Origin of the sequence: Vibrio sp. 10N.222.55.A1, from assembly GCF_041473835.1 — a bacterium.
Lineage (GTDB): Bacteria > Pseudomonadota > Gammaproteobacteria > Enterobacterales > Vibrionaceae > Vibrio > Vibrio crassostreae_C.
Genome location: NZ_JBFRSX010000019.1, coordinates 78,045 through 89,818 on the forward strand (window position 1 = coordinate 78,045; position 11,774 = coordinate 89,818).

An 11,774-nucleotide genomic window follows, 5' to 3' on the forward strand; every position below is an offset into this window, starting at 1 on the left:
TTACGCAAATTACTCGTTTATACGGAAACATATTCAATGACAGATACAACATTAGAAATGACAGAAACTCTAGAACAACGCGTAGCTCTAATTTTAGAAGAAGAGCCAAAACTACTGCCAACAGCAATTGCTGAGAAGCTAGGTGTTTCAGAAGTTGAAGTGGTTGCTGCTTTTCCAAACGACATGGCGGTAATGCTCGATGGCAGCCGTGCTCAAGAGATTCTAGAAGGTTTAGTGGGTTGGGGCCCTGTGACCACTATCGTGCATTCATTTGGTTCTATCTTTGAAGTAAAAGCGCCATTCCCGAAAGGTAAAGTAGCGCGTGGTTACTACAACCTGATGGGCAAAGAGGGCGAGCTTCATGGCCACCTAAAACTGGATAACGTTAAACATATCGGTTTGGTGAGCAAGGCGTTCATGGGTCGTGAAAGTCATTACTTCGGCTTCTTCAGTGAAACCGGTGAGAACATTTTTAAGATTTACCTAGGCCGCAACGAAAAGCGTGAGCTTATTGCCGACCAAGTAGAACGCTTCAAAGCGCTAAAAGAACAAGCTTAAGTTCAATTTACAGTAAATAATCAGCAGCAATCTTACATAGGGTTGCCAACTGGCTTAAACAAGACATCAATGCTCTAGGATCGTTTAGTTCGCTAATGATCGCTCAACCTTGGGCAAAAATAATAAATCAGAGAAAGTGAAGAAAGGAATTACCCATGGAACAGCAAGTAAAACAAGAACGTCTACAAGGTCGCCTAGGTCCAGAAATTAAAGAGTTTCGCCAAGAGCGCCGTACCCTTCAACTTGCAACGGTTGATGAAGAAGGTCGCCCGAACGTAAGTTACGCACCTTTCGTTCAGAACCAAGAAGGTTACTTTGTTCTAATTTCTGATATTGCTCGTCATGCTCGCAACTTGAAAGCGAACCCTCAGGTCTCTTTGATGATGATTGAAGACGAAGAGAGCTCGAAGCAACTTTACGCACGTAAACGTTTAACGTTTGATGCTCAAGCAAGTGTTGTGGAGCGTGAAACGGAACTTTGGACTCAAGTGATTGGCCAGATGCAAGAGCGTTTTGGTGAAATCATTGATGGTTTGAGCCAACTTCAAGACTTCTCTCTGTTTAACCTTAAAGCTGAGAACGGCCTGTTCGTTAAAGGCTTTGGTCAGGCATACCAAGTGTCAGGCGACGATCTGGTGGATTTCGTTCACCTACAAGAAGGTCACAAAAAAGTATCTAACGAGTAATCTCGTTTAATCGATTTCTTTAGGAGCCCTCCAATGTGAGGGCTTTTTTATGTCTAAATCAAAGAGTTTGGTATATTGGCGTTTGATGACTATTTATATGTAAGGATCGGTACGTGAAACCAGTAAGTCGAGATTGGGACGAGTTCTGTTACCCGTTTATTTATGAAGACAGTCCTATCTGTGATTTTGAGATTTTGTCGGATGAACTTTGTTGCCGAGTTGGATTGGTGTTGTCTTTAGAGCTAGAGCCTCAGGTTCGTGAGATCCTGCAACGCTTGCAGCCAAACATCTACCATTTGAATGGCTCTGTGCGCGGTAAGCTTGCCATCACCGAGTCTGAATTGGTCGAGCTCAAGCAAGATTATCATCGTATCCGTGAGCAGTTAGAAGGGGGGTTTAAAGGCTTTGTCTTACCCGGTGGACACCGAGTGTCTAGTGAACTTCACTTGTGTCGTTGTCAGGCTAAGAAAGTTGTGCGAGCTTTGGTGAGTATTGAACATCATGAAAGCAAAAAGTCGCCAGACCCGATTCTTTTTAAATACGCCAACCTAGTCGCGAACACTCTCTATGCATTGGCCTCTTTTACCAATCATGTGAATGAAGTCGAGGAAGTGGAATTTGTGAGTAAGAGCTACTCTATGCCGAAAAAGTCTATGCCAGAAAACAAAGACTAACGGTTAGCTCTATTCTTATTAAGATTTGAAGAAAGAAGAGACTAAGAAGCTAAACCATTGAGCACTATGCCAGGTTTAGCTTCTATAACAGAGCCTAAGCAGCCGTAGAGGCGCCGTTTAAGACTTTTGCGCCGCGTAGCATAGCTTCGATTAATTCACCCGCGTTGAACTTCTCAAGCGCTTCATGCGCCCCCACCTGATTAGCACGGTCGACACAGATCTCACTGGACAGTGAGGTATGCAAAATACAGTAAGCGTGACTTAAAGCGCTGTCGTTTTGCACTTCAAATGCAAGCTCATAACCATCTAATCCCGGCATCTCGATATCACTCACCAGAAGATCAATGGCATTGCCAGCGCTGGCTTGGCGTCGCATTAGGTCGATGGCATCTAAGCCGTTGTTACATATGCTGTAAGGGATGTTGATGCTGTCTAAGGCATCAGATAACTGTTTACGTGCAATCAAAGAGTCATCCACTAATAAGATGTTCAATGCTTTGAGGCGTTCCCTTTCTACATCGGTCAGCATCGGGATATGAGCATTCTCATAAGCTGGGTAGATCTTAGAAAGCAGCAGTTCCACATCGAGCATTTGCACAATACGGTCTTCAAAACGTGTAATACCCGTTACAAACACATTGCGACCCACACTGGTGGGTGGAGATTCAATGCTCTTCCAGTCGCATTCAATGATTTTATCAATTGAACGAACCAAGAACGCCACAACTGTTCTCAAACAGTCAGTAACGATGAGTACACAATCTTGGTATTCAGCGGGTGTTATCGGACGGAAGCCAATCGCAGCGGACATATCAATCACAGGAACTGTAAGGTCGCGGATAGTCACTGTACCAATCACGTGATGATGGGAGTAGGGGATCTGAGTCATCGGCTGAAAAGGGACGATTTCTCTGACCTTAAGCGTGCCAATCGCAAAACTTTGAGTGAGGGACAACTTGAACATCAACATTCCCTGTGACTGACTCGCTTTACTGATCGGTTTGGCCATAAGTGGCTCCTACTTAATACGCGCTTAATTTATAAGGATTAATTTAAAGGGAAATGGAAGCCGCAGCAAGTCGCGATGCGGTTTTTAATGGCCTTTAAGGCAGTTGTTTTCGGTTATAGAGTGAAGAATAGCGGTTCTTGGGTTAAAATCACGCTAAATACTCGCTGTCGATGGTTAGTCGACAAGCAGACAGCAACAAACTGAGAATTATCATGGCAAGAACAGCAGCAGCGCTTCATATTTTGGTGAAGCATAAAGAACTAGCAGAAGACATCATGACGCAGCTTAAAAAGGGCGCTAAATTTCAAACGCTAGCGAAGAAACATTCAACCTGTCCATCTGGTAAAAAGGGCGGCGACCTAGGTGAGTTCAAAAAAGGTCAAATGGTGCCTCAGTTTGATAAGGTTTGTTTCTCTGGCGAGACGCTTGTACCACACCTTGTGAAAACAAAATTTGGCTGGCACGTCGTGAAGGTTCTTTACAGAACTTAGTTATAAATATGTGTTAGATTGAATAAAAGGAGCGTATATACGCTCCTTTTTTGTGACTTTTGTGCGCGTTTTAAAGCACTACGGTTGAGTGTTCATCCCAGACGTTATGCGATAATTGGTGCTACGCCCTCAACCATCCACCGTGAGTAATTGGTAGGAGGAGGAGGGTTTTTAATGAGTAACTCATATAATAAATGCCATTCTTGAGGAAATTTATTGCAGCTTTGCCTTTTAGCCTTTGCCTTTTCTAAAAAGCTGTAAACGAGTTTGGTAGGAGAACAACATGGAGAGTTCAGCTATGTTAAGCAAACCAGCGACAGATGTCATATTGCATGCCTTTGACTGGTGCTACGCTGACGTAATGAAGAACGCCCCACTGATCCAAGAGTTGGGTTATAAATCTGTTTTAGTATCACCGGCGATGAAATCGCTGCGCGGCCCTAAAGGTTGCGATCGAAATTCTGGTACTCAATGGTGGCAACGCTATCAGCCCCAAGACTATCGTGTGATCGATAATCAGTTGGGTGACACACAAGATTTTAAAGCGATGGTCGACACGTTAAAGCGACATGGGCTTCGTACTTATGTGGATGTGGTGTTCAACCACATGGCCAACGAATCGGGTATCCGCGGTGATCTAACGTATCCCAATCAGCAAGACATGGCGTCTTATCAAAAAGATGCTGACTATTATGAATCCATACGTTTGTTTGGTGACCTTTCTGAGCCTCTTTTTGATGAGAACGACTTCGTGGAGGCGTTTGGCATCAAGAACTGGAAAGACACTTGGGAAGTGCAAAACGGGCGTATTACCGGTGGCGCGAGCGACCCTGGCCTGCCAACGCTGCTTGATAACGATAATGTGGTGGCACAGCAAAGAGCCTACCTAAAAGCACTGAAAGAGATTGGTGTGAAAGGGTTTCGCATTGACGCGGCAAAGCACATGACACTGGCACATCTACGCAAGGTGTGGACTGATGACATCTGCGAAGAAATGCACATCTTCGGTGAGATCATTACCGATGGCGGCGCAACAGAAGAAGAGTATGAGCTGTTCCTTGAGCCTTATCTTAAACACACTCGCTTAGGCGCTTACGATTTCCCGTTGTTCAACACCATCTTCAAAGCATTTGAAGAGCAGGGCAGCTTTAAGTCTTTGATTAACCCATACTGTTTTGGTCAGGCTCTGTCGAATATGCGAGCGATCACGTTTGCGGTCACTCATGATATTCCCAATAACGAGGTGTTTTTGGAGCATGTGATGGATGAAGTGGATGAGCGATTGGCTCATGCTTTCATTCTTGGTCGAGACGGCGGTGTGCCGCTTGTTTACAGTGAACTGAGCACCAGCGGTATTCTGGACAAGAGCGGTCAGCCTCGTTGGCTTAACGACTGGCAAGCGCCTTACATGAAAAGCATGATTCAATTCCATAACCATGTTCATGGCGAAGCGATGCGTGTGGTTGAAGCGAATGATGATTTGTTGGTGTTTGTCCGTGGCGATAAAGGCATTGTGGTGATCAACAAGTCGAAGCGAAGCAAAACAGCCTCATTAAATTGGACTGGTGCGGTAACCGATTTACTGTCGGATGATGTGTTTGAATGTGTTGGTAAGGATTTAACCATCAAGGTGGAATCGAACCAATGCATGATGTTAACGACGAATGAATTGAAGCCTGTCACGAGTTAACTTGGATAGACTAGAAAGAGAAGCCCTGCTTACTGGCAATCAGTAATCGGGGCTTTTTATTTTAAGCTATTGCTCGGTAACTAAACCAAATGGCGACTCAGCCAAACGGCAACTGAGCCAAACCTTGGTTAAACCGTAAACTTATTCAATAGCTCGTCTTGTTGGCGAACATTGTCAGTTTGCTGCTGCATTGCGGTATTCGCTTCTTGGGCCGCTGTTGATACTTGTGTTGAAAGGTCTTTGATCTTAACAGTGTTGTTATTGATCTCTTCCGCTACTAAGCTCTGCTCTTCTGCCGCTGAAGCAATCTGGATGTTCATATCTGAGATGCGTTGAATCGCGTCACGGATACGGTCAAGTGAAGAGTTCGCTTGCTGAGCGCGTTCAACGGCGTCAGTGGCTGTGTCTTTACTTTGGTTCATCGCGTTCGATACTGAGCTTGCACCCGCTTGGAGCTGCTCGATCATGTTGCGGATTTCCGTAGTTGATTCTTGAGTACGTTGTGCCAGAGTACGAACTTCATCGGCAACGACTGCGAAACCACGGCCTGATTCACCAGCACGCGCCGCTTCAATAGCCGCATTCAATGCCAGTAGGTTGGTTTGGTCTGCAATATCGTTGATTACTTTTAGAATTGTTTCGATGTTGGCTGTTGCTGATTCAAGTACTTGTACTTCGGCAACCGCTTGGTCGATACGTGCTGAAAGGTTATCAATCGCTTGAGTGGTGTCACTTACGACAGATGTGCCGTCTAGCGTTGCTTCGTCTGCTTCACGGGCTGCCGCTGCTGCGCCTTGAGCATTGTTTGCAACTTCAGTTGCAGTAACCGCCATCTCGTTCATTGCAGTCGCTAACTGTTCAAGCTCTTCCAGTTGGGTATTCATCGCTTTCGCTGATTCGCCTGCACCTTTAACCGTGATTTCAGTACCACGCTTAATTTCAACACCAATCGCTTTCGATTGAATGATCTGATTTTGCAGGTTTTCAGTAAAGGTGTTGAAACCTTTCGCTAGGTCAGAGAACTCTTGGTCTGTGTTGGTATCTAGGCGCTTAGTTAAATCACCTTGACCGCTCGCCACATCTTGAATGGCTTGGTTAAGCGCATCCAGTGGACGCATTAACACACGAATCAGAACAGTCAGTGCAATGATGCTGAGAATAACTGCAATCAACGAGTAGATCATTGAGCTGTTCTTCAATTCTTCAACGGTTTGGAACGCGATCTCTTCATCGAGGATTGCACCTATATACCAATCTTCACTAGGGATGTGGGTGAAATTAACTAGGAACATTTTGCCGTCGACTTCAATTTCTTGAGAGCCTTCACGAATAGTCGCTTGTGGCATGTAGCTTGATAGCGTTTCACCGTTGTTTTTCGCATTTGGGTGAGCAATCGTGGTGCCGTCGGCTGTTACTAGGAACAGGTAACCCGCATCAAACAAGTTCACTTGGTTGACCAAGGTAGCAAGGTTCGTCAATTCTAGGTCGTAGAACATACCCGCAGTAAAGCGGCCGTTGTCTTTAACTGGAGTACCTACTGATATGATGACTTTCTTACTTGATGCATCCACATAAGGAGCGGTAACAACTAAACTGTTTTTGGATTTAGCATCAATGTACCAAGGACGAATTCGTGGGTCGTAGTCTGGACCGGCATCCCAACCATCATCATTTTCAATAACGAAACCGTTTGCTTCATAACCAAAACCAACCGCTAGGAAGCTGTTTTTAAGCTTTGGCTTTTCTAAGATTTCTTTAACGTAAGCGCGATCTTCAGGGTTGATCTCGATGACTTCAGTCGTCGATTGAGCCAACGCTTTCTTGGCGTTCATCTCCGATACGACGGTATTTTTCACGCCCGAGACCATCTCTTTCAGGCTCGCATTGACGTGGTTTTCTACTGCACTTCTTACAGTGTAAAGTTGTTGTATTGAAAGCAATGATACTGTCACTAGCAGCAAGGCTGATGATGCAGCAACCACCTTATGGCTAAATTTCATTGAGTTTTCCCCTTCTCACAGGCTTTGCGAAGACTAAAGTTAATCGTGTTTTTGTAATTATATATATCGACTAGATTGGATTTTACTTGAATGTAATTTCACAAAATAGACTACAAAAATACAACAACCTAAACAATGCAAAATTCACTAAAGCGCATATTTGTTGCTTTTAGTATTTGGTTCAATGAGTTGGGGAATGGGGCTAGACGGAGTTTAAGGAGGAATTAAGAATGTATTAATTTGATAGTTATGCGTTCAGTTTTCTATTAAAAAGAGGCGGGGTGAACAAACGATATGAAATCAAATGACATGCAGAGCTTATAAATTAATTGAACTCCAAATAATACTGTGTATATATTTTCGCAAATAAAAAGCCCCACAAAAGTGAGGCTTTATAAACTGAATCTTTATTGAGTTACATAAGTAGTATCTAATTTAGAATATTAGATGCGCTACACCAGTGATAACTGGAAGCGTAATTAACGTACGTAGAATAAAGATAATAAACAGTTCTAAGATGTTCACTGGAATCTTACTGCCTAGAAGTAGAGCGCCCACCTCAGACATGTAGATCAGCTGAGTTACCGACATTGCTGCAATAACAAAGCGAGTCATCTCGTTGTCGATAGAAGCCGCAAGGATTGCTGGGATAAACATGTCCGCAAAACCAACAACAATCGTTTCAGATGCTGCAACCGCTTCAGGAACACCAAGTAGCTCTAGGAATGGAATGAAAGGCTGACCTAGGATTGAGAACACAGACGTGTATTCCGCAATAACCAGTGCCATTGTACCTAAACCCATAACAACAGGCAGTACGCCAAATACCATATCTACGGCGTTACGAACGCCTTCGCCAAATACAGATTTAGCCGACTTTACTTGAGATGCTTTATTTACCGCTAGCTCAAGACCCCAAGAGAACGTTGAGTGACCTGCTGGGATCGCGTCAGCGTCTTTGTGCGGCTTGCTGCCATCAATGAAAGTATCTTTCTTCATGCTTAGTGGTGGAAGGCGAGGGATGATCACCGCTGCCACAATACCCGCTAAACAGATTGCTGCGTAGAAAGGTAGGAACAGGTGCTCTAGTTCTACCTGAGCAATAACCACAAGACTGAATGTGATAGATACTGCTGAGAAAGTCGTACCAACAACCGCAGCTTCACGCTGAGTGTAGAATTTCTTCTCGTACTGTTTGCTTGTAAGCAGGATACCAACACTGCCGTCACCCAACCAAGAAGCCATACAGTCAATAGCACTGCGGCCTGGTAGGTTGAAGATTGGACGCATGATTTTACTTAGTAGCGTGCCAAACAGCTCTAGTAGACCAAAGTTAAGTAGAAGCGGAAGTAGCAAACCAGCAAAGATGAATACTGAGAACAGTGTCGGAAGCAGGCCTTCTAGAACCAGACCACCAGTATTTTCTTCCCAAATAACCTCAGGGCCAACTTGGAAGAAAGCCATAACGGCTGCAGCACCACCAATTAAACGAACCAGCAACCACAGTGGAGATGGGTTGAAAAGGCCGTTTAAAAATGAATTTGATGTAATGAATGTAGGCTTAAAAATGGTGCTTAAAACTGAAGCTACAGACATGAAAGCAACGATCGCAGTGATGATAGGGACTAGATATTCACCGAAAACCGCTTGAATTGATTTGGCTAAGATAGCTACAGGGATGGTTAGATCACCTTGATAGCTGATTGGCGCCATGAAAAGGAATAAACCAATCAATGATGGGATTAAGAAAACCCAGAAACTGCCTTTAGATTTCTCTGTTTGAGCAGTATTCTTGTTGTTAGACATGTTATTGTTCTCGAATTTCTACACGTAAAAAAGCCACATCCTTGGCATTTTTATTCACTAAACGTCCGTATTTTCTCATTGGGTGCAAGATTACCCAGTATTAATATCGCTTGCAATACTATTCATCAAATATCGCTAAATATTCATACTGGTTATTCTGCAACGTATTAAGAGTTTAGAATAAAGTGTTGCGGATGTTACGTAGTTTGAGGTTATATTGCCAGATATTTATAAATTGACTGGGGTTTCAGTTCGATAGGTCAAGTATAACCAGTAGCTAAACGCAATAATGAAAGCAAAAGAGGCAGGGAAAGCCAATGCCAAGATTTCGAAGCGTTGGAACAGACAAGCGCCAATTAAGCCGCCAAACAGGAAGCCAACCACAATGAACATCAGGAGTTTGGCTTTACGGCGGTCAAAAGGCATGCCCTTTAAGCGAGCGCCAATCATGATCCCAAGATCGGTAATGATCCCGCTCATGTGTGTTGTTCGAATGATTGCCCCGCTGTAAGTGGTGATCATCGCGTTCTGCAAACCACACGCGGCTGAAGCGAAATACTGACCTGAAGTATAGCCTTGCAACAGTGTCCACAGCGCCAAAAACAGCAATCCACCCTCAATACATAGTGCAACACCGTAACGGCGTCCTAACTTCAATGCTTGGTTTTCAATAAAGAACCCGCTGAACGCCGCACCTAACATGAAGCTCATGATCACCAATAGGAGGTGAACAGAAGCCGAGGTCGGTGTAAGCAGGCTACTGCCTAGCAAAGACATGGTGCCGGAGATATGGGAGATAGCTTGATGTTGGAAGCCAAGTAAGCCGATAGCATTAACACTGCCAGCAAGACCAGCTAACAAAAGGGCGCCGTATTCAACCCAGCGAGGTAACTTAGAAATCATGTGGTTCACCCTGGGTTAAATAGAGGAGCAAGATTATAACGCTAGACAAAAGATACGCTAGCGCTGTGAAGCGGTGATATTTGATCTTAGGCAACAGTATTGCAGTTTGTTTTAATACTGTTGCTATATAAAGATAACGGTCAATAACGAGATAAAGATAACGCTCAATGACGAACTAGTTGTAATGGCTCATTTGGTGGTCGAACTTAACCCAACCGTGTTTGCGTTCTTCATAAACCGAAAAGCTCGGCAGTGGGAAGTCTTGCTCTTTAAATAATCCGAGCGGGACGATATAAAAATCAGCGGCGGCAACCGACTGCAAAAGCATGGTGGTGCCACACTTGGGACAAAACTGATAGGTGACTTCATTACCCGTATCGCTGATGCGTGAAAAAGAGGTCACTTCACCGCTGAGTGTAACTTGTTCTATTGGGAACCGAGCCTGAACGCCGAACACACTTCCGGTGCGTTTCTGACACTCATAGCAATGGCAGACAGATGTACGTTGAGGTTCACCTCGGCATACTAGGTTGACTGCTCCACAGCGGCATTCGCAACTTCTGATATTTCTGTCTTTAATATGATTGATATCCATCCATGCTCCACTTCTGGTTAACCCTGTATTGATAATTATACTAAAGCCCTTTATGGTCTGCACAACTGGATGAAAACAAAAGAATATAATTGCCCATGAAAAAGAAAATCTTACCTATCCCTCTGATTCTACTGATTCCAATTGTCATGCTGGTTGTGGTGATAGTAGCGGGTATTTATCGCTTTAGCTTAAGTGATGAAGAGATCTTGGCGAAGTTTCCTTCTTCTCAAGTGAGTTATGACCCAGTCGTAGAAACCGTTTTTGATTTGAAGACGACCAATCCATGGACAATTAAAGTTCCTGAGACTAACGCCTACGCTTTTATCAATGAAGTTGATGAGCCTAGAGCCATCGCGTTTGGACGCTATGACTCAGGTGTTGAGCGCGGTGTGGTAACGGTAGACACCAATAATCTTTCAGCCGCCACGTTGGGCAAGGCGAGTTTCTTTGTCGCGCCGATGTGGATATCTAACCAAGGCAGCGGTGTTTTCTATTATCTAGGCCTGTTTAAGCATGACCAGCAACGAAGCCGTGTGGTGTTAGTCGACCAACTTTTACTGGGTGATCGTATACAAATTCAGACATTGGAGGTAGCTCAGCAGCCAGGTTCGCAATCACAGAATAAACTTACTGGGGAAGGTTTTATCGGCTTTACTCAGCATTCTGCGGAACAATCATTTGCAGACCCCCCTTCTGAAAAGGTGTTAATGAGTTTTTCTTTTGATACGCAATCAATTGGTAAGCAATAACGTTTTCGTGAATGTAAGGATCTGTTGTTTATGTGAGCCAAATTACATATTATCTTAGTTAGATGAATGAAATTTAGACACAGTTAGCTTTGTGTCCGCTTATTATTACAAATGGAGCTTGCGAATGATTAATAAACGTTTTTTTAAGACGAAAGATGAAGTTGAAGTGACCTTCGAGCTAGAAGCTCAGGAAGCGAACTCTGTATCCATCGTTGCTGACTTTCTTGATTGGAAAGCCACCCCAATGAAAAAACTGGCCAAAGGGAAGGTTTACAAGTTTAAAACTCGTCTACCTAAAGATGGCGAGTTTCAATTCCGCTACCTAGTTGATGACCAACAATGGGTGAACGATGCGAATGCCGATCGTTACATCCCAAATGAATTTGGTGAAGACAACTGCCTAGTGTCGACGGTAAACGCATAATCTTTTCTTAAAGCCAGCGACTAATTCGCTTCGTTTATTAATTATTCGAAACGGAATAACGTCAACCAATAGAAAGCAGAAACTAGCCGTTTCTGCTTTTTTATTTTTAAATTTAGCGGTTAATTTTATTTCTTATCTAGTGGCTCTTCATCTACGGCAACTCAATGACTTAGGCTAAGTTGGGAAGAT

The 11,774-nt window shown here is 43.9% G+C and carries 12 protein-coding genes; 7 read left to right on the plus strand and 5 right to left on the minus strand.

Features of this window, described 5'->3' with window-relative positions:
• Positions 1-36 precede the first annotated feature (36 nt).
• From hutX to AB4493_RS05780, 3 genes are all read left to right on the plus strand, one after another.
• The gene (gene hutX, locus AB4493_RS05770; protein WP_016784265.1) at positions 37-558 is read left to right on the plus strand and encodes a heme utilization cystosolic carrier protein HutX; all 522 of its coding nucleotides are present in this window, start codon (positions 37-39) and stop codon (positions 556-558) included.
• A gap of 155 nt (positions 559-713) precedes the next feature.
• Positions 714-1,244, plus strand: coding sequence for a heme utilization protein HutZ (gene hutZ / locus AB4493_RS05775; protein WP_004731858.1), 531 nt, complete (start codon positions 714-716; stop codon positions 1,242-1,244).
• Between the two features lie 113 nt (positions 1,245-1,357).
• A complete protein-coding gene (locus AB4493_RS05780) occupies positions 1,358-1,918 on the plus strand; it encodes an ATP--cob(I)alamin adenosyltransferase (RefSeq protein WP_048610703.1) in 561 nt (186 codons plus the stop codon).
• A gap of 94 nt (positions 1,919-2,012) precedes the next feature.
• On the opposite strand, the gene AB4493_RS05785 is transcribed toward AB4493_RS05780, so the two are convergent.
• A complete protein-coding gene (locus tag AB4493_RS05785) occupies positions 2,013-2,927 on the minus strand; it encodes a chemotaxis protein (RefSeq protein ID WP_017062751.1) in 915 nt (304 codons plus the stop codon).
• Between the two features lie 170 nt (positions 2,928-3,097).
• Here AB4493_RS05785 and ppiC point away from each other — a divergent pair, with 170 nt between their 5' ends.
• Positions 3,098-3,418: a peptidylprolyl isomerase PpiC gene (ppiC, locus tag AB4493_RS05790; protein WP_017630085.1), complete on the plus strand. Its 321-nt coding sequence runs from the start codon at positions 3,098-3,100 to the stop codon at positions 3,416-3,418.
• Positions 3,419-3,701: 283 nt separating this feature from the next.
• Entirely contained in the window at positions 3,702-5,108 is a 1,407-nt protein-coding gene (locus AB4493_RS05795; protein WP_017062749.1) for an alpha-amylase family glycosyl hydrolase, read from the plus strand.
• 128 nt (positions 5,109-5,236) lie between these two features.
• On the opposite strand, the gene AB4493_RS05800 is transcribed toward AB4493_RS05795, so the two are convergent.
• From AB4493_RS05800 to AB4493_RS05815, 4 genes are all read right to left on the minus strand, one after another.
• Positions 5,237-7,108, minus strand: coding sequence for a methyl-accepting chemotaxis protein (locus AB4493_RS05800; RefSeq protein ID WP_017062748.1), 1,872 nt, complete (start codon positions 7,106-7,108; stop codon positions 5,237-5,239).
• Between the two features lie 435 nt (positions 7,109-7,543).
• A complete protein-coding gene (locus tag AB4493_RS05805) occupies positions 7,544-8,914 on the minus strand; it encodes a YjiH family protein (RefSeq protein ID WP_372154656.1) in 1,371 nt (456 codons plus the stop codon).
• 228 nt (positions 8,915-9,142) lie between these two features.
• Positions 9,143-9,817, minus strand: coding sequence for a YoaK family protein (locus AB4493_RS05810; protein WP_048609721.1), 675 nt, complete (start codon positions 9,815-9,817; stop codon positions 9,143-9,145).
• 175 nt (positions 9,818-9,992) lie between these two features.
• Positions 9,993-10,475 carry a GFA family protein gene (locus tag AB4493_RS05815; RefSeq protein ID WP_170926836.1) on the minus strand — a complete coding sequence of 161 codons (483 nt, stop codon included), beginning with the start codon at positions 10,473-10,475 and terminating at the stop codon, positions 9,993-9,995.
• Positions 10,476-10,507: 32 nt separating this feature from the next.
• On the opposite strand from AB4493_RS05815, the gene AB4493_RS05820 reads away from it, so the two are divergent.
• Entirely contained in the window at positions 10,508-11,161 is a 654-nt protein-coding gene (locus tag AB4493_RS05820) for a hypothetical protein (protein WP_372123951.1), read from the plus strand.
• Positions 11,162-11,285: 124 nt separating this feature from the next.
• The gene (locus tag AB4493_RS05825; RefSeq protein WP_009845720.1) at positions 11,286-11,585 is read left to right on the plus strand and encodes an isoamylase early set domain-containing protein; all 300 of its coding nucleotides are present in this window, start codon (positions 11,286-11,288) and stop codon (positions 11,583-11,585) included.
• Positions 11,586-11,774 lie beyond the last annotated feature (189 nt).

Bases quoted from the DNA above. Each gene is read 5' to 3' on its own strand.
- ppiC (WP_017630085.1), top strand. From the start codon at position 3,098: ATGGTTAGTCGACAAGCAGACAGCAACAAACTGAGAATTATCATGGCA.
- hutZ (WP_004731858.1), top strand. From the start codon at position 714: ATGGAACAGCAAGTAAAACAAGAACGTCTACAAGGTCGCCTAGGTCCA.
- AB4493_RS05785 (WP_017062751.1), bottom strand. From the start codon at position 2,927: ATGGCCAAACCGATCAGTAAAGCGAGTCAGTCACAGGGAATGTTGATG.
- AB4493_RS05810 (WP_048609721.1), bottom strand. From the start codon at position 9,817: ATGATTTCTAAGTTACCTCGCTGGGTTGAATACGGCGCCCTTTTGTTA.
- hutX (WP_016784265.1), top strand. From the start codon at position 37: ATGACAGATACAACATTAGAAATGACAGAAACTCTAGAACAACGCGTA.
- AB4493_RS05805 (WP_372154656.1), bottom strand. From the start codon at position 8,914: ATGTCTAACAACAAGAATACTGCTCAAACAGAGAAATCTAAAGGCAGT.
- AB4493_RS05795 (WP_017062749.1), top strand. From the start codon at position 3,702: ATGGAGAGTTCAGCTATGTTAAGCAAACCAGCGACAGATGTCATATTG.
- AB4493_RS05800 (WP_017062748.1), bottom strand. From the start codon at position 7,108: ATGAAATTTAGCCATAAGGTGGTTGCTGCATCATCAGCCTTGCTGCTA.
- AB4493_RS05820 (WP_372123951.1), top strand. From the start codon at position 10,508: ATGAAAAAGAAAATCTTACCTATCCCTCTGATTCTACTGATTCCAATT.
- AB4493_RS05825 (WP_009845720.1), top strand. From the start codon at position 11,286: ATGATTAATAAACGTTTTTTTAAGACGAAAGATGAAGTTGAAGTGACC.